Annotated in this window: 17 protein-coding genes; 9 read left to right on the top strand and 8 right to left on the bottom strand. The window is 72.1% G+C overall.

Going from position 1 to position 14,965, the window contains the following annotated elements:
* The first annotated feature begins 135 nt into the window (after positions 1–135).
* The 5 genes from AC3EN4_RS12970 to AC3EN4_RS12950 all read left to right on the top strand — a co-directional run bounded on the left by AC3EN4_RS12970 (position 136) and on the right by AC3EN4_RS12950 (position 3,450).
* Positions 136–396, top strand: a complete 261-nt coding sequence (locus AC3EN4_RS12970) for a hypothetical protein (protein ID WP_422737569.1) — start codon at positions 136–138, stop codon at positions 394–396.
* 59 nt (positions 397–455) lie between these two features.
* Positions 456–1,844, top strand: a complete 1,389-nt coding sequence (locus tag AC3EN4_RS12965) for an MFS transporter (RefSeq protein ID WP_435206156.1) — start codon at positions 456–458, stop codon at positions 1,842–1,844.
* A 52-nt stretch (positions 1,845–1,896) separates the two neighbouring features.
* A complete protein-coding gene (locus tag AC3EN4_RS12960; RefSeq protein ID WP_435206154.1) occupies positions 1,897–2,550 on the top strand; it encodes a GAP family protein in 654 nt (217 codons plus the stop codon).
* A 73-nt stretch (positions 2,551–2,623) separates the two neighbouring features.
* A complete protein-coding gene (locus tag AC3EN4_RS12955; RefSeq protein WP_422737572.1) occupies positions 2,624–2,818 on the top strand; it encodes a hypothetical protein in 195 nt (64 codons plus the stop codon).
* Between the two features lie 83 nt (positions 2,819–2,901).
* On the top strand, positions 2,902–3,450 hold the full coding sequence (locus AC3EN4_RS12950; RefSeq protein WP_435206184.1) for a YbaK/EbsC family protein: 549 nt from the start codon (positions 2,902–2,904) through the stop codon (positions 3,448–3,450).
* A 36-nt stretch (positions 3,451–3,486) separates the two neighbouring features.
* Here the strand turns inward: AC3EN4_RS12950 and AC3EN4_RS12945 are convergent, their stop codons facing one another.
* Genes AC3EN4_RS12945 through AC3EN4_RS12920 form a run of 6 tightly spaced genes read right to left on the bottom strand, consistent with a single transcriptional unit; the run spans position 3,487 to position 9,059 of the window.
* On the bottom strand, positions 3,487–4,128 hold the full coding sequence (locus tag AC3EN4_RS12945) for a DsbA family oxidoreductase (RefSeq protein WP_435206153.1): 642 nt from the start codon (positions 4,126–4,128) through the stop codon (positions 3,487–3,489).
* 20 nt (positions 4,129–4,148) lie between these two features.
* Positions 4,149–4,577 carry a SufE family protein gene (locus AC3EN4_RS12940; RefSeq protein ID WP_422737574.1) on the bottom strand — a complete coding sequence of 143 codons (429 nt, stop codon included), beginning with the start codon at positions 4,575–4,577 and terminating at the stop codon, positions 4,149–4,151.
* A gap of 29 nt (positions 4,578–4,606) precedes the next feature.
* Positions 4,607–5,032 (bottom strand): CBS domain-containing protein, encoded by a 426-nt coding sequence (locus AC3EN4_RS12935; RefSeq protein ID WP_435206151.1) that lies wholly within the window; start codon positions 5,030–5,032, stop codon positions 4,607–4,609.
* 56 nt (positions 5,033–5,088) lie between these two features.
* A complete protein-coding gene (locus tag AC3EN4_RS12930; RefSeq protein ID WP_435206150.1) occupies positions 5,089–6,858 on the bottom strand; it encodes a proline--tRNA ligase in 1,770 nt (589 codons plus the stop codon).
* Between the two features lie 51 nt (positions 6,859–6,909).
* The gene (locus AC3EN4_RS12925; protein ID WP_435206149.1) at positions 6,910–8,124 is read right to left on the bottom strand and encodes a hypothetical protein; all 1,215 of its coding nucleotides are present in this window, start codon (positions 8,122–8,124) and stop codon (positions 6,910–6,912) included.
* The gene (locus tag AC3EN4_RS12920; RefSeq protein ID WP_435206148.1) at positions 8,010–9,059 is read right to left on the bottom strand and encodes a transporter substrate-binding domain-containing protein; all 1,050 of its coding nucleotides are present in this window, start codon (positions 9,057–9,059) and stop codon (positions 8,010–8,012) included. Before AC3EN4_RS12920 ends, AC3EN4_RS12925 begins: the two co-directional genes overlap by 115 nt.
* A gap of 390 nt (positions 9,060–9,449) precedes the next feature.
* On the opposite strand from AC3EN4_RS12920, the gene AC3EN4_RS12915 reads away from it, so the two are divergent.
* From AC3EN4_RS12915 to AC3EN4_RS12900, 4 genes are all read left to right on the top strand, one after another.
* Positions 9,450–10,217 (top strand): SGNH/GDSL hydrolase family protein, encoded by a 768-nt coding sequence (locus tag AC3EN4_RS12915; RefSeq protein WP_435206146.1) that lies wholly within the window; start codon positions 9,450–9,452, stop codon positions 10,215–10,217.
* A 2-nt stretch (positions 10,218–10,219) separates the two neighbouring features.
* Positions 10,220–10,663, top strand: a complete 444-nt coding sequence (locus AC3EN4_RS12910) for an imidazolonepropionase-like domain-containing protein (RefSeq protein ID WP_435206145.1) — start codon at positions 10,220–10,222, stop codon at positions 10,661–10,663.
* Positions 10,664–10,844: 181 nt separating this feature from the next.
* Positions 10,845–12,119: a hypothetical protein gene (locus AC3EN4_RS12905; RefSeq protein WP_435206144.1), complete on the top strand. Its 1,275-nt coding sequence runs from the start codon at positions 10,845–10,847 to the stop codon at positions 12,117–12,119.
* Positions 12,120–12,247: 128 nt separating this feature from the next.
* The gene (locus AC3EN4_RS12900) at positions 12,248–13,150 is read left to right on the top strand and encodes a sulfurtransferase (RefSeq protein ID WP_435206143.1); all 903 of its coding nucleotides are present in this window, start codon (positions 12,248–12,250) and stop codon (positions 13,148–13,150) included.
* 91 nt (positions 13,151–13,241) lie between these two features.
* On the opposite strand, the gene AC3EN4_RS12895 is transcribed toward AC3EN4_RS12900, so the two are convergent.
* Both AC3EN4_RS12895 and AC3EN4_RS12890 read right to left on the bottom strand, forming a co-directional pair.
* A complete protein-coding gene (locus AC3EN4_RS12895) occupies positions 13,242–14,420 on the bottom strand; it encodes a TolB-like translocation protein (protein ID WP_435206142.1) in 1,179 nt (392 codons plus the stop codon).
* A complete protein-coding gene (locus tag AC3EN4_RS12890; protein ID WP_435206141.1) occupies positions 14,417–14,953 on the bottom strand; it encodes a SigE family RNA polymerase sigma factor in 537 nt (178 codons plus the stop codon). Before AC3EN4_RS12890 ends, AC3EN4_RS12895 begins: the two co-directional genes overlap by 4 nt.
* Between the last annotated feature and the right edge of the window lie 12 nt (positions 14,954–14,965).

The raw sequence follows: 14,965 nt of genomic DNA, 5'->3' as shown, positions 1-14,965 counted from the left end.
GGTGTCCGGCGGCCTGGCTTCCCGACCTGACGTCCGTTATGCCCCTTGGAGCACCGGAACTTTGGGCGGCCGGAGGCGCATGGACGGGGTGGGGGGTGGAATCCGACGACCAGCACCGGACACGGGGAGGCCGGAATGAGCACGCTGACGCGACACCTCAACGGTTCACGCGAGAACGTCCAGATGTACAGCCGGCGGGTCGAGCTGCCCATGCTGGGTGAGGTGGCCGTACCGCCGCCGGACAAGGTCGCCTACTACGCCGGGCTCGGGGTCCTGGCCGCGTTGCAGGTGATCGAGTGGCCGCTCGCCCTGGTGATCACCGCCGGGCATCTCCTGGCGGACCAGCACTTCTCGGGACTGGTGCGCGGCGTCGGGGAGGCGCTCCAGGACGCCTGACGAGAGCCGGGTCACCTCCCGGTTGACCTGAATCCAGGTTGAGGTCGCAGGCTCGGTGCATGTCGAGCCGAACCGCCACCCTCGCCCCGACGCCCGCAGGGCTGTTCGCGTCCCGGCTGCGGGCGATGACGGTGGGCAGCGTGGCGCTGGTGTCGCTGCTCGCCTTCGAGGCGTTGGCGGTGGGTACGGCCATGCCGACCGTCGCACGCAGTCTGGACGGTCTGGCGTTGTACGGGATCGCGTTCGGTGGCCCGTTCGCCGCCGGTGTGCTGGCCATGGTCGTCTCCGGGATCTGGTGCGACGCGCGGGGGCCGAGCGGGCCGATGTGGCACGGCGTCGCCTGGTTCGTGGTGGGGCTGCTGGTCGCCGGCACGGCGCAGGCGATGACGGCGCTGGTGGTCGGCCGGGTGGTGCAGGGCTTCGGCTCCGGGCTGCTCTCGGTGGCGCTCTACGTCATCGTCGGGCAGGCGTACCCAGAGGAGTTGCACCGACGGATCTTCGCCGCGTTCGCGGCGGCCTGGGTCGTACCCTCGCTGGTCGGACCGGCGCTGGCCGGGCTGATCGTCGAGCACCTGGGCTGGCGGTGGGTCTTTCTCCTGGTGCCGGCGGTGGCCGTCCCGGCGGTGTTGCTGATCCAGCCGGGCCTGCGGTCGCTCGACGCGACCGTGCCGAGCCGGCCGCCGAACGGCGCGGTCGCCCGCATCGGTTGGGCCTGTGGGGCGGGCGCGAGCGCCGCACTGTTGCACGTCGGGGGGCAGCAGCGTGGCGTGGCCGCCGTGACGGTGATCGCGCTCGCCCTGGCCGGTCTGGTGGTCTGCGCGCCGCGCCTGCTGCCACCCGGGTTCCTGCGGGCGGGCCGGGGACTGCCCACCGTCGTCGGACTGCGGGGTCTGGCGTCGGCGGCGTTCGTCGGCGCCGAGGTGGTCATCCCGCTGATGCTCTCCCGGGAGCGGGGACTGTCGCCGACCGCCGCCGGGCTGGTCCTCACCGTGGGTGCGTTGGCCTGGTCGGTGGGCTCCGCAATCCAGGGCCGGATTCCGGTACCGGCCTCCCGGGCCACCCTGCCGCGCGTCGGCCTGTGCGCGATCACCGCCGGTACGGCGACGGTGGCGTTGGCCGTCCGACCCGAGGTGCCGGTGACCGTCGCCGTGTTCGGCTGGGCGGTCGCCGGGCTCGGCATGGGGCTGCTCTACCCGTCGTTGTCGGTGCTCACGTTGGAGCTGTCTGCCCCCGGTGAGCAGGGCCGCAACAGTTCGTCGCTGCAACTGGGCGACTCCCTCTTCGCGGCGACCGTGCTGGCGCTCACCGGTGCGGTGCTGGCGGCGGGCAGCGCGCCCGGCCCGTCGAGCTACCTGGTGACGCTTGTGGTGGCGGCCGGTCTGGCGCTGTTCGGCGCGTTGCTGGCCGGCCGGGTGGTGGTGCCGGGGAGCACCCGGCCGGGCGGGTGATCCGTCGACGATCCGGCGCGTCACTGCCGTTCGGCCGTCAGGCTGGCGAGCGATGAGCTTCCTGACCGTCCTGCCGCTGGCCGTGGTGATGGTCGCCGGGACCCAACTGGTCGTGGCGATCTTCCTCGCCTCGTCCGACCGGCCCCGGGCCGCGTCGTCCGGCTTCCTCGCCGGCGCCGGACTGGTGGTGGTCGCCGGAACGACGCTGAGCTGGTTGCTGACCCGGGTGCTGGGCGGCCTGGCGACCGACGCCAGTACGGCCGCCCGCAAGGTCGACAGCGGTCCGGCCATCGACCTGGTGGTGCTCGCGCTGCTGGTGATCCTGGCCGTGGTGATCTGGGTGCGCCGCGACCGCTCCGGGCCACCCCGCTGGCTGGGCAGCGTCGGTCACGCCGATCCGCGCTGGGCGGCGCGTACCGGCGCGCTGCTCTTCGTGGCGACGCCCACCGACGACATCACCATGGCGACGGTGGGCGCGACCGTGGCCCGGCACGACCTGCCGTGGTGGCACCTCGTGCCGTTCGTGCTGCTCACCGTGCTGCTGCTCGCCGTGCCGCTGCTGGCGCTGGTGCTGCTCGGGTCGAAGGCCGCGCGGGTGCTCGCCCGGATGCGGAGGTGGGCCGAGGGGCACGCCTGGATCGTCAACGAGATCGTGATCGCGTTCTTCGCGCTGCTCACCGTGTTGGACCTGCTCCGGTCGAGGTGAGTGCCGGACACGTACGGGGGAACCGGGTGGAGATGAGAGAAGTGCCGGTTCACGTTCGTCTTACGGTGACGCCATGTTCGTTGTCGTCACCACGGTGATCCTCTACGTCTTCGGTTTCGTGTTCCTCTACGGCGTGATCCGGTTGGGCGTCCGGCACGCGCTGGAGGACCTGGAGCTCCAGCGGGCCCGGGCCCGCCGCGAAGAGGAACTGGCGGCCGCCCGCGACCGCTCGTTCATGCGCGACAACGCGTTCCTCGCGGGCAGTTGAGCCGGGACGTGGACGTGGTGTCACGGGACGCCGCAGGAGTCGGCGGGCGATCCGGCGGCACGGGTGCGAGGATCGCACCCGTGATGGGAACGCTGAAGACCGAACCGGCCCGTGCCCGCCTCGACCTGCTGGCCCCACCGGTCGCGGAGGCCATCGCCCAGTGGCCCGCCGAGGCGCCGGTGGACGTCGACGACGTGCTGGTCGCGCCGATCGACGCCGACCTCGCCGACACGGCGGAGTTCTGCGCCGTGTACGAGGTGGGGCTGGACGTGTCGGCGAACTGTGTCGTGGTTGCCGGCAAGCGCGAGGGTGTGGTCCGCTACGCGGCCTGCATCGTGCTGGCGACCACCCGCGCGGACGTGAACGGGGTGGCCCGCCGGGCGCTGGACGTCCGCAAGGCGAGCTTCGCCCCGATGGCCGACGCGGTCGAGTTGACCGGCATGGAGTACGGCGGGATCACCCCGATCGGACTGCCGGCGCAGTGGCCGATCCTGGTGGACGCACGGGTGATCGCCACCCCACATGTGATCATCGGTTCCGGCGTACGGCACAGCAAGATCGCACTGCCCGGGCCGGCGCTGGGCGCGCTCCCCGGCGCGCAGGTGGTGGAGGGCCTGGCCAGGCCAGCCTGACCAGTTATCTCCGTCGATACCGTTGCACGTGAAACATCACGCCTGACGGGCGGCGGACTCCCGCTGCTCGACCTCGGCCAGCGCGGCGAGCAGCGTGTCCGTCTCCTGCGCGCCGCTGACCGCGTACTTCCCGGCCAGCACGAACATCGGCACGCTGGTGATGCCCAGGTCATGGGCGGCAGCCAGGTCGGCGGCGAGTTCGGCGGTCCGCTCGTCGGAGTCGAGGAAGCGGCGGGCGTCGGCGGCGTCCAGGCCGACCGAGCCGGCGATAGTCGCCAGCACGTCCCGGGAGCCGACGTCGAGACCCTGCGTGAAATGCGCCTGGTACAGGGCTTCCACCAGTTCGGCCGCCCGGTCGCGGTCGGCGGCGTAGCCGACCAGCCGGTGCGCGTCGAAGGTGTTCGCGGCCACCGCGTGGTCGTAGTCCAGTCGGAGTCCGTCGCCCGCCGCGATCTGGACCACCCGCGCGACCATCTGCCGCGCCCGTTCGGGGCCGCCGAACTTGTCGGCCAGCGCGTCGACCACCGGGACCGGCTCGGGCACCGGGGACGGGTCGAGCTGGAACGGCCGGTAGCGGACGGTCACCTCGCCGTCGTAGCGGGCGATTGCCTCGTCCAGGCGACGCTTGCCCAGGTAGCACCACGGGCAGACGACGTCCGCGTAGATCTCGATCTCCATGATCGGTGGCAACTGCCCGGTCAGTCGAGTTGTTCCCGGACCTGCCGCTTGAGTCGGCCCAGGATGGCGGTGCCTCCGCGTACCCGCAGTGGGCTGATCGCCTGGGCCAGCCCCATCCGCTGGTAGAGATCGTCCGGAACCGCCAGCACCTCCTCGGCGCTCGCGCCGGCCAGCCCTTCGGCGAGGATCCCGGCGAACGCCCGGGTGGTGGGCGCCTCCGGTGGGCAGTCGAACAGCGTCTCGACCACCCCGTCCGGCGTCACGGTGGCGCGCAGGAAGAACGCGGTCTGGCACTCGGGCACCTGCTCCATGCCCTCGCGCGCGGTGTCGTCGTCCGCCAGTACGGGAATGACGTCGGCGTACTCCAACAGCATCTCCAGCACCAGGTCGCGCGGCGCGGCGGCGAACTCGTCGACGATCTCGGCCAGTCGGGCCGGCATGTCAGCCATGAGTCGAGGCTACCGCCGGCGCCGACGGCTCACGTGGTCGGCGACTGTTCGCTGATCTCACTCAACGCGCTGGTCGGGTCGAGCTGCATGGCCAGGTCACCCAGGGAGACGATGCCCACCAGCTTGCGGTCGCTGTCGCAGACCAGCACCCGCCGGATGCCCCGGTCCCGCATGAGCGCCGCGGCCTCACCCGCCGAGCAGTGCTGCTCGATCATGACCACCTCGCGGGTGACGATCGAGCCGATGGTGGTGGACGCCGGCGACACGTTCTCGGCGACCGCCCGGACCACGATGTCCCGGTCGGTGAGCATGCCGGCGAGGGTGGCGCCGTCGGTGACGACCACGTCGCCGATGTCCGCCTCCTTCATCACCCTGGCCGCCTCGTCCAGGGTGGTCTCCGCCGACAGGTACACGACCTGCTTGGTCATCACGTCGCTGACCCGGTAACCGGTCATGAGTCCCTCCGAAGACGTATCACCCGATCCGACTGCACTACCCCGTGACGCGGCGGCTACACCAGGTTCGCACGCTCCCGGCTCACCTCGTCGACGATCTGTGCCAGCACGGCGTCCACCGGCAGTTCCACCCGCCGGTCACCGGCCCGCTCGCGCAGCTCGACGTACCCGTCGGCCAGGCGGCGGCCGACCACGACGGCGCGTGGGATGCCGATCAGCTCGGCGTCGGTGAACTTCACCCCGGCCGAGACATGGGTCCGGTCGTCGACCAGCACGCGCAGGCCGGCGGCGGCCAACCGTCCGCCGAGGTCGAGCGCCGCGTCGAGCTGCGGGCCCTTGCCCGCCACCACCAGGTGTACGTCACAGGGTGCGACCGCCGCCGGCCAGCGGAGTCCCCGCTCGTCGTGGTGCTGTTCGGCGACGGCCGCGACCGCCCGGGAGATCCCGATGCCGTAGCAGCCCATGGTGGGCCGGACCGGCTTGCCGGTCGCCCCGAGCACGTCGACGGCGAACGCGTCGGTGTACCGGCGACCGAGCTGGAAGATGTGCCCGATCTCGATCCCGCGCCGGATGGTCAGCTCACCGTCGGCGCAGTCGGGGCAGGGGTCTCCGGCGCGCACCTCGGCCGCCTCGATCGTGCCGTCGGGGATGAAGTCCCGCCCGCAGACCACATCGGTGGCGTGCCGACCCGGCTCGTTCGCCCCGGTCAGCCAAGCCGAGCCGGTCACCACCCGGGGATCGACCAGGTAGCGGATGCCCAGCTTGGCGAGCACCTGCGGGCCGATGTAGCCGCGTACCAGCTCGGGATGCTCGGCCCACTCGTCGAAGACCGCCACCTGCGCCGGCTCCAGCGCGGCGGCGAGCCGCTTCAGATCGACCTCCCGGTCACCGGGCAACCCGACCACCAGAGGTTCGGCGCGGTCGGCGCCGGGCTGGCGGACCGTCAGGACGACGTTCTTCAGGGTGTCGGCGGCGGTCCAGTCGTCGCGGTCACCGAGCCGCCGGTTGTTCGCCAGCTCGACGAGGCTGGCGATGGTCGCGGTCTCCGGGGTGTCGTGCACCTGCGCCGCGGGCCGGGTGGCGGGGCCGCCGGCGGCGGGCGCCCGAGTGACGACGGCCTCGGTGTTGGCCGCGTAGTCGCAGGCCGTGCAACCGACGAAGGTGTCCTCGCCGACCGGCGTCGCGGCCAGGAACTCCTCGGACGCCGACCCGCCCATCGCGCCGGACATGGCGTGCACCACCGTGTGGTCCAGGCCCAGCCGCTCGAAGATCCGCTGGTACGCCGCCCGGTGCCGGGCGTACGCGTCCCGCAGGCCCGCCTCGTCCAGGTCGAAGGAGTACGCGTCCTTCATCAGGAACTCCCGACCGCGCAGCAGACCCGCCCGGGGTCGTGCCTCGTCGCGGAACTTGGTCTGCACCTGGTAGAGCGTCACCGGGAAATCCCGGTACGACGTGAACAGGTCCTTGACCAGCAGCGCCGCCATCTCCTCGTGGGTGGGCGCCAACAGGTGCTCGGCGCCGCGCCGGTCGGCGAGGGTGAAGATGTCGTCGCCGTACTCCGTCCATCGCCCGCTGGTGCGGTACGGCTCGGCGGGCAGCAGCGCCGGGAAGTGCACCTCCTGGTCGCCGATCGCGTTCAGTTCGGCGCGTACCACCTCGGTGATCCGGTCCAGCACCAGCTTGCCCAGCGGCAGCCACGTGTAGCCGCCCGGCGCGGCGCGACGGATGTAACCGGCGCGCAGCAGCAGCCGGTGGCTCGGCACCTCCGCGTCGGCCGGGTCCTCGCGCAGGGTCCGCAGCAACAGGGTCGACATGCGTAGCAGCATTCGCGCAGCCTAAGACCGCGATCCGGGCGCGGCGAGCCAATTCGGGCCGGGTCAGGAGGTGCCGGGGAGCCGGCCCTCGCAGCGGACGTCCGGATCGGCCACCGGCCGCCGCGGCATCATCCAGTCCAGCGCGGTCTCCTCGACCGGCCAACCGCCCACCGACACCAGGCTGTACGGCACCGCCGCCGCCTGCGGGCAGAGGACCTGCGACTCGACCCAGCCGTTGGGCAGGAACCGCACGGTGGCGGTCCGGTCCAGCACGATCGTCGACGTGTCGGTGACCGTGATGAGCGCACCGAGCACCACCTGCCGGCCGCCGGCGGCGGACGGGGGGCCGTCCGGGGTGGCCGTGCCGCCGTTTCCGGGGGCACCCGGGGCCGCGGAGGTCGCGCTGTCCAACGGCCGCGAGGCCGGGCCGCCCGGGGCTGTCGACGCCGGGACTTCCGGGGACGTCGCGGCCGATTCCTTCGGCAGCACCTCGATCGCGGCGGTGGGCAGCAGTGGAACCCGGAGGAACACCGCGCCCATCACCACGGGCAGCACGGCGGCGACCGTGAACGCCAGGCCGTGGGTCAGCGTCGGGGCGATCCAGCCGGGAATCGGGCCGGTGAGCAGCAGGGTGGCGACGGGAGGCACCGCCAGCAGGGCGGCGGTGGCCAGCTCGCCCTGCCGACACGCCGTCCAGATCGCCGGGCCGAGCACGCTGTACGACAGGACCGCCGCCGCCAGCGGCAGGGCCACGCTGACGATCAGGATGCGGGTCGGCTGGTCCGGGTGCAGGTAGCGGGTACGCAGTGCCAGCAGCCAGAGGCCGAGCATCAGCAGCGACGGCAGGAAGCGGAGCTGCCAGGTGAGCGCCCCCAGCGCGACCGCCGCGCTGATCACCCATCCCGGGGTACGCGCCGTACCGGAGGCCAGCAGTGAACGTTCCGGGTCGAACCGGTCAGGAGCGCTGAGCCGGAGCAGTCGACCGAGGACGCCGAAGGTGAGCACGACGACGGGGAACGCCCACACCAGGGCGATCAGCAGGGCGCTGAGCAGGCCGAGCGGGCTGACGTACTGGACCAGCAGCAGCATCGTGGACATGTCCTGCTGGCTGAGCTGCCAGAGCCGCAGCACCAGCAGGAGGACGGGGAAGGCGGGGAGGAGGGTCAGCAGCCACTGTTGCGCCTGCCGCGCCCCCGCCATCCGGCGCGGGCGGCCGGTCCCGTACGAACCGGTGACGATCCGGGGTACGCCGGGGGCGGCAGTGCGATCCTCTCCCACGGCCACTGTCGCACCTCCACCTTCCTCGGATCGGGTTGCTGCTGTTCCGCGACCGGCTGCGGGAGGTTGTACCCCTGCTGCCATCGGAGGTTGGCGTTGAACGCGTTCTCCCAGGCCGAGTTCTTCTCGTCCTTGGCCGACTCGTAGAGAGCGAGGTCGACCAGGTCGAGCAGGGCCTTGTTGGGTCCGGTGTTGACGCCCCACCGCTCCTGGGGTGACGAGCCGATGTCCCAGTGCCGCAGCGGTTTGACGTTCTTGAGGGTCTGCGGGAATCGCTGGCCGTCGTCGCCCGGCTGGTCGCCGGTGACGAAGCCGGCGAGGATCGCCGCGTCGGTGGTGACGGCCTGTACCTTGCCGTCGTACAACTCCTGGATGCACTCGCTGATCCGGTTCCGGCCCACCGGGGTGGCGCCGGCCTCGCCGAGACGCTGGATGGACGTCGAGGTGGTCAGCGAGCAGACCGTCAGCCCGCGCAGGTCCTCCAGGCTGCTCACCGGACCCTTGAAGTCCTTCAACGTCACCACCGACTGCTCGGTGTGCAGGTACGCGGCCGAGAAGACCGCGCCCTCCTCCCGGCGCTTGTCGTTGATGCTGTACGAGGCGATGACCAGGTCGACGATGACGAACCCCTCGCCGTCCTGGGCCTGTCGACGGGCCCGGTCCTCACTCTCGATCGGCACGAATCGCACCTGGGAGTGGTCGAACCCGAGGTAGCTCGCGATCATGTACGCGATGTCGACGTCGAAGCCCTTCCAGACGTTGTTCGGCAGGCGCTGCGAGATGCCCGGCTGGTCGTCCTTCACCCCGATCACGAGCTGCTGCTTGCCCTTGAGCCCGGCGTCCTCCAGCAACTCGTCCCGAGTCGGCGGGCCCATGGCGAGGACGATCGGGACCAGGGCGGCGGCCAGCACGGCCAGCGCGACGACGAGCCCCACAAGTCGGATCTGACGGGTCCGTGCGGTACGCGACGGTGTGGGCGTCGCCGGTGCCGGCCCAGCGGGGCTCGGCTCGCTTGCCTGACTCAACTAGGCCCTCCCCGCTACCCGGCTCGGTGACCGGCCCTCCATTGTGGGCCCTGGTGGCGAGCGGGGGCACCCCGACATCCGGCGGATTGGCGACACCGTCCCGGGCGCGGCACGGATGATCGACACGAGTTCGCCGAAGTTGCGGTGTCAACCCGACTCCGACACCGCGATATCGGTGAACTGGTGTCGATCAAGGTGCGCGCATGACCTCCGCCACGTCGGCCGATCGGGGCACCGGCCGACGCGGGTCCGGTGACAGACTGGTCGCCGCAGGCAACGGGTGGCGTGAGGAGGCGCGGGGTGCGCTGGCGCAGTTTTGTCGCGGTCGGGGACAGCTTCACCGAAGGTATGGACGACGCGTACCCGGACGGCACCTACCGGGGGTGGGCGGACCTGGTAGCGACCCGACTCGCCGCCGAGGCGGGCCCCGATTTCCGGTACGCGAACCTGGCCATCCGGGGCCGGCTCTTCCCCAGCGTGGTCGCCGAGCAGGTGCCCTCCGCGGTGGCGATGAAGCCCGACCTGATCAGCTTCGCGGCCGGCGGCAACGACGTCCTGCGTCGTACCTTCGACCCGCAGACGCTGGTCTCCCGCTTCGACGATGTCGTCCGGCAACTCCGCTCGGGTGGCGCGGACGTGCTGCTCTTCCGATTCGCGGACGTGATGGCACGACTGCCCGGCCAGCGTCTCGTCGCGCCCCGGGTGCAACTGCTCAACCAGGCGGTGGGCGAGACCGCCGAGCGGCACGGCGCGATCCTGGTCGACCTGTACGCCGACGACACGTTCCTCAACCCGATGCTCTGGAGCACCGACCGGCTGCACCTCTCCCCGGCCGGGCATCGACGGGTCGCCGGGCAGGTGCTGAACGCGCTCGGCGTGGGATGCGACGAGGAGTGGCTGCTGGTCCCGCCGCACCCGGCGCCGTCGCCGTGGCTCGCCGCCCGCGCGGCCGACCTGCGCTGGGCCGGGCAGTACCTGGCCCCGTGGATCAAGCGTCGCCTCACCGGCCGGTCCTCCGGCGACACGGTGACCGCGAAGCGTCCGCTGCTCGGGCCGATCGTCGACTGACCGTGCGCACGTTGCACGCCGCGCCGCTGCTGCGCCGTGAGCGGGACGGCGAGCCGGTGCCGGGGCAGGCCGTGCTGGTTAGCGGTGACCGCGTTGAGGCGGTCGGCCCGCTCGTCGACCTGGCCGAGGCGCACCCGGAGGTGCGGGTCCGTCGCTGGCCCGGGACGCTGGGGCCGGGCCTGCTGCACGACGGTCCCCTGCCGGCAGCGCCCACCCCGCGTGAGCGGGTGCACGCGCTGCTGCGACGCGGTGTCACGGCGGTGCTCGCCGAACATCTGGCCGACCCGACGCTACGGGCAACCGTCGACCGGAGTGACCTGCTGGTGCTCGCCACGGCCAGACCGCCGACGCTGCACCCGGGCGGTCGAGCCGACCTCACGGTGTACGCCGCCGAGGCCTGTCTGCTGACCGTGGTCGCCGGTCGGATCGCCCACCGCCGCGCCTGAGCCGGGCAAGCCATCCATTGTGGAGTCGGCTGCGTGAATCGGGGTCGCCCGATGTCCGATCTCCTCGATAGCATCCGCTGCCGCCCCGATCGCCAGGGGCGGGACCATCGGGGAAGGCTGGCAGATGACTCCCAAACCTGACACCACGACATCCACGAGACCTGCCCGGACCCTGCTGGCCATGGGACTCTCGGTGGCGGCCGCCACCGGAACGCTGACCCTCGCCGCCGCACCGGCCGAGGCGAGCGGCGACAACCAACCGCCGGGTGTGCCGACCGAGCTGCAGACATCCGGTGAGCCCTGCACGGCGGCCGAGCCGTACCAGTGGTGGCAGCAGAACGATCTGGTGCTCTCCGCAGTCCTGCACGACGGGGATATCAACGGGACCGGCGGCACCAATCCGTTGACCACGACCTTCGCACTCTGGCCGGTTGACGAGCCGGCGGCCCGCACCGAGCGGTTCGGGGCGTACGGCCGGGACGGCGACCGGGAGAGCGTCGTCTTCGAACGCGAAACCCTGAGCCACGACCGCGTGTACGCCTGGCAGGTGCGGGCCGCGGACAGCGAGGCCGCCGGCGAGTGGAGCGGCCTCTGCTACTTCCGGACCGATTTCCAGGGTCCGGCGGTCGCACCGACCGTCACCTCCACCGACTTCCCCGCCGAGGGCTGGTATCCGGCGCTGCCCGGCCAGTTCACCTTCGACGCCGCGGAGACGCCGGACGTCGTCGGCTTCCGCTATCAGCTCGATGGCGCCCTCGCGCAGACGGTGTCGGCGGACCAGCCCGGTGGCTCGGCCACGATCACGCTCAGCCCGAAGGCCGGCCCACGCAGCCTCTCGGTATGGAGCCTCGATGCGGCCGGAAACCGCTCACCCGAGACGCGGTACGAGTTCCGGGCCAGCGACGTCTCGCCGATCATCACCGGCAGACTCACCGAGGTCGGGGTGCCGACCCAGTTCACCGTGCAGCCGCAGATGGCCGGGGTGGTCCGCTACCGGTTCGGGCTGGACGGTGACCCCGAGCAGACGGTCGAGGCGGCGGCCGACGGCACCGCCACGCTGACCGTCACCGCGAACCGGGCGGGTAGCCGGACGCTCTCCGTGACCAGCATCACCGAGGCTGACGTGACCGCGACCGCCGTACAGACCTTCCAGCTGACCACGGCGCCGAGGATCTCCGCGACGGTCTACCGGCAGGGCGCCACCAGTGGAGGGCCGGGCGTGCCGGGAGTCTTCACCTTCACCCCGCGCCAGGCGGAGGTCGTCAGCTACCGCTACCGCTTCGGAGCGGTCACCAGCACCGTGGCCGCCGAGGCCGACGGCACCGCCTCGGTGACCTGGACGCCCACGAAGGCAGGCCTGACCTCGCTCACCGTCTGGAGCATCGACGGGGACGGCGCCCTGTCGGACGCGGCGTACTTCAGCTTCTTCGTCGGCACCCTGCCGCCGAGCAGCTGAGGGCATCCGCCTGGCCCGAGCTACCGACGGGTGGCTCGGGCCAGGCGGGCGTTCGGTAACCCTGGACGGGTGATGGGCCGGTCACGTTACGGCGGTTGCGGACGGCGATCCGGCGTACCTTGGGGATCATGTCTGTGCCGAACGATCCTGATCCCCGCCTCCAGTCGTACGCCGACCCGCAGCGGCTGGTCACCACCGAATGGTTGGCCGAGCACCTGGGCGACGAGGGCCTCGTCGTGGTCGAGTCCGACGAGGACGTGCTGCTCTATGAATCCGGTCATATCCCCGGCGCCGTCAAGGTCGACTGGCACCTCGACCTGAACGACCAGGTCACCCGGGACTACCTCGACGCGACGAGCTTCGCCGAGATGTGCGCCGCGAAGGGCATCGGCCGGGGCGACACCGTCGTCTTCTACGGCGACAACTTCAACTGGTGGGCCGCGTACGCCCTCTGGGTCTTCTCGCTCTTCGGCCACGCGGACGTGCGGCTGCTCGACGGCGGCCGGCAGAAGTGGGTCGCCGAGGGGCGCGAGCTGATCCGCGACAAGCCGTCCCGGCCGCGTGCCGACTACCCGGTGCCGCTGCGCGACGACGCGCCGCTGCGCGCGTTCCGCGAGCAGGTGATGGCCCACATCGCGGTGGGCCGGCCGCTTGTCGACGTGCGGTCCCCGGGTGAGTACACCGGCGAGATGCTGCACATGCCGGACTACCCGCAGGAGGGCGCGCTGCGGGGCGGGCACATCCCGGGCGCGGTCAACAAGCCGTGGAAGTCCGCCGCGAACGAGGACGGCACGTTCAAGTCCGCCGACGAGCTGAAGGCGATCTACGCCGACCAGCTCGGCCTCAGCCCGGACGACGACGTGATCGCGTACTGCCGGATCGGCGAGCGGTCCAGCCACACCTGGTTCGTGCTGCGGCACCTGCTGGGCTACCCGCAGGTGCGCAACTACGACGGCTCGTGGACGGAGTGGGGCAACCTGGTCCGGGCGCCCGTGGTGAAGGGCGACCAGCCCGGCGGCATCGCCGCCTGAGACGCGGGCTCGGCCGGCTGGGCCAGACGAGGCCCAGCCGGCCGGCACCGGCACATCGCGCCTCAGCCGGCCACCGCGCGAGCGCCGCGCCTCAGCCGGCCAGCGCCAGCACGCCGCGCAGGTCGGGGATGATCCCGGTGATCTCGCCGGTCTCCGGGTCCCAGCGGGCCAGGGCGGCCGGTTCCAGGCGGAGCAGCACCGCACCCTTGTTGTCCCAGCCCAACACCGGGCAGCAGCCCTTGGCGCGGTCCCGCCCGAGGTCGAGCAGATGGGTCACCGAGCCGGTGCGGGAGTCCAGCACGGCCACCCCCTCCGCGCCGTTGATCTGGCTGTTGACGATCCAGGCGGCGCTGGCCAGCCGGCCCCCGTGCAGCCAACCCCGGCCGTAGAACTCGTTCACCTGGTAGGGCGACGGCAGCGCGTCCACGGTGATCCGCGATTCGGAGCGGACCGGTCTGTCGAAGGAGATCCGGCTCCGCAGCTTCAGGTCACCGCGCTCGCCGACCATCTCGAGCAGGGCCGCCCCTCGACCGGCCTCCGGATCGGGTGTGACCACGTTCCAGGCCGACACGTCGGTGGTGCTGGCCGCCTCGGTGTCCCGCTCCACCACGTAGGTCCGGTTGTCGCCGCCGACCAGCACCCGATCGTGCGCCCACACCACCAACTCCAGATAGCCGTCGAGGGGGATGCGTCGTACGCCCGCCGTGGTGAGGTCGACCATGATCAGCTCGTTGGTCTGCGCGAACGCCACCCACCGGCCGTCCGGCGACAGGACTCCCGGCTTGACCGCCGTCGCCTCGTTGCCGCTCTCGTCCCAGGTGGGTGCCGGCGTCACCACGTCGAGACTGCGGACCACGCCGTCGTCGCCGAGAATGCGGATCGGGCCGTCCGGTTGGCCCTCCTCGTTCAGCGGCTGGAACAGCGCCAGCGCCCGCTGGACCGGTCGCGCGGACAGCGTCACGGTCGGCGGGCCGCTGATCCGGCTCAGCGGATCAGACCGGAACGTCAGCTTGGCGGGCGGGTGCTGCACGGGACCGGCGTGGGTGGGCTCGACGGTCGGTGCCACCGGATGGGCCGGGCGTGGATCAGGCGACGGTCGCAGGGCGACGGCCGCACCGCCGGCCAACGCCACGGCCACGACGACCGCGCCGAGGGCCCGTCGGGTCCGCCGGGTCCGCCGCGCCCGGTCCCAGCCGGCCGTCGCCGGTGCGGTGGGCAGCACGTCCTGCACGCTGACGGTGAACAGGTCGCGCAGGTCCTGCTCGTTCACTGGTTCACCTCCACACCGTTGGCGCCCCGGCCCGGTCGGTCGTCGCCGGTGAGGTTGGGCGCCACCTCCCGGAGACGCCGCAGCGCCAGGTGGCACTGGCTCTTCACGGTGCCGACGGTCACCCCGAGCGCCTCGGCCGTGGCGACCTCGGTCAGGTCCTCGTAGTACCGCAGCACCAGCACGGCCCGTTGGCGCGGCGGCAGCGTGCCCAGGGCGTCGTGCAGGGTCAGCCGCAGCGCGCCGTCCCGGTCCGGTGCGGCCCGCTCCGGCGGCGCGGCGCTGAGCCACTCCCGGCGGCGACGACGCCACCAGGACACCGCGTCGCGGTAGAGGATGGCCCGCACGTACGCGGCGGGGTCCCCGTCACGGACCGAGGTCCAGCGCAATGCCAGTTTCAGCAGGGCGTCCTGGAGAAGGTCCTCGGCCTGGTGCCGGTTGCCACAGATCAGGAAGGCCGCGCGCAGGAGCCGGTGCTGGTTGCTCTCCACGAAGGCGAGGTAGCCGTCGCGGCCGTCGTCCGCCGTCGATCCCATCCGCACCCCTTC

The sequence above is a fragment of the Micromonospora sp. bgisy143 genome (genome assembly GCF_057708145.1).
Note: the sequence above shows the minus strand (reverse complement) of the source record. Positions and strands in the feature narration are given on the sequence as shown.

Bases quoted from the DNA above. Each gene is read 5' to 3' on its own strand.
- AC3EN4_RS12955 (WP_422737572.1), top strand. From the start codon at position 2,624: ATGTTCGTTGTCGTCACCACGGTGATCCTCTACGTCTTCGGTTTCGTG.
- AC3EN4_RS12900 (WP_435206143.1), top strand. From the start codon at position 12,248: ATGTCTGTGCCGAACGATCCTGATCCCCGCCTCCAGTCGTACGCCGAC.
- AC3EN4_RS12970 (WP_422737569.1), top strand. From the start codon at position 136: ATGAGCACGCTGACGCGACACCTCAACGGTTCACGCGAGAACGTCCAG.
- AC3EN4_RS12945 (WP_435206153.1), bottom strand. From the start codon at position 4,128: ATGGAGATCGAGATCTACGCGGACGTCGTCTGCCCGTGGTGCTACCTG.
- AC3EN4_RS12940 (WP_422737574.1), bottom strand. From the start codon at position 4,577: ATGGCTGACATGCCGGCCCGACTGGCCGAGATCGTCGACGAGTTCGCC.
- AC3EN4_RS12890 (WP_435206141.1), bottom strand. From the start codon at position 14,953: ATGGGATCGACGGCGGACGACGGCCGCGACGGCTACCTCGCCTTCGTG.
- AC3EN4_RS12960 (WP_435206154.1), top strand. From the start codon at position 1,897: ATGAGCTTCCTGACCGTCCTGCCGCTGGCCGTGGTGATGGTCGCCGGG.
- AC3EN4_RS12905 (WP_435206144.1), top strand. From the start codon at position 10,845: ATGGGACTCTCGGTGGCGGCCGCCACCGGAACGCTGACCCTCGCCGCC.
- AC3EN4_RS12935 (WP_435206151.1), bottom strand. From the start codon at position 5,032: ATGACCGGTTACCGGGTCAGCGACGTGATGACCAAGCAGGTCGTGTAC.
- AC3EN4_RS12930 (WP_435206150.1), bottom strand. From the start codon at position 6,858: ATGCTGCTACGCATGTCGACCCTGTTGCTGCGGACCCTGCGCGAGGAC.
- AC3EN4_RS12950 (WP_435206184.1), top strand. From the start codon at position 2,902: ATGGGAACGCTGAAGACCGAACCGGCCCGTGCCCGCCTCGACCTGCTG.
- AC3EN4_RS12965 (WP_435206156.1), top strand. From the start codon at position 456: ATGTCGAGCCGAACCGCCACCCTCGCCCCGACGCCCGCAGGGCTGTTC.